Source organism: Caballeronia sp. INML1 (assembly GCF_023631085.1).
GTDB lineage: Bacteria > Pseudomonadota > Gammaproteobacteria > Burkholderiales > Burkholderiaceae > Caballeronia > Caballeronia turbans.
Window position 1 is genome coordinate 1 of sequence record NZ_JALQDT010000070.1, and the last position, 793, is coordinate 793.

Below are 793 nucleotides of genomic sequence, written 5' to 3' on the forward strand. Positions count from 1 at the left end.
CGATCAGCCGCTGCACACGCCCGAACTGGACATCGCTGACCACGGGGCCCATCGTCGTCGCCGGATCGCCGGCCGGTCCCACGCGATGCTTGCCGGCCGCACGCAAGGCGATCCCGACTGCCTCGTCATGCCGCGATGCGGGCACGAGCATGCGCGTCGGCGCATTGCACGATTGACCGCTGTTGCTGAAGCATGCGTTCACGCCCGCGGTAACGGCGGCTTCGAGATCGACATCGTCGAGCAGAATGTTCGCCGACTTGCCGCCCAGCTCCTGATGCACGCGCTTCACGGTCGGCGCGGCGAGTTTCGCGATCTCGATGCCCGCGCGCGTCGATCCGGTGAACGACACCATATCGACATCGGGATGCGCGCTCAGCGCCGCGCCGACGCTCGGGCCGTCGCCGTTCACGAGATTGAACACGCCTTTGGGCACGCCTGCCGCATGCATGATTTCCGCGAACAGCACCGCGTTCATCGGCGACACTTCGCTGGGCTTCAGCACCACCGTGCAGCCCGCCGCGAGCGCGGGCGCGACCTTGCACACGATCTGATTGATCGGCCAGTTCCACGGCGTAATGAGCGCGGCCACGCCCACCGGTTCGTGATTGATCAGCGTCGTGCCCTTCTTGCGTTGCCACGGGAAGTGCTCGACCGTGCGCAGCGTTTCCTCGATATGCCGCTTGCCGAGCCCGGCTTGCCAGGCGTGCGCGAGCTTCGCCGGCGCGCCGATCTCGCGCGAGATGACTTGGGCCATCTCGTCGTAACGCGCGAGATACGCTTCGAGCAGACGCTG

The 793-nt window shown here is 66.7% G+C and carries 1 protein-coding gene; it reads right to left on the minus strand.

Annotation, left to right across the window (positions count from 1 at the left end; translation table 11 throughout):
- On the minus strand, window positions 1-793 hold a 793-nt coding region (locus tag NCR38_RS28975; protein WP_250478037.1), incomplete at both ends, for an aldehyde dehydrogenase family protein.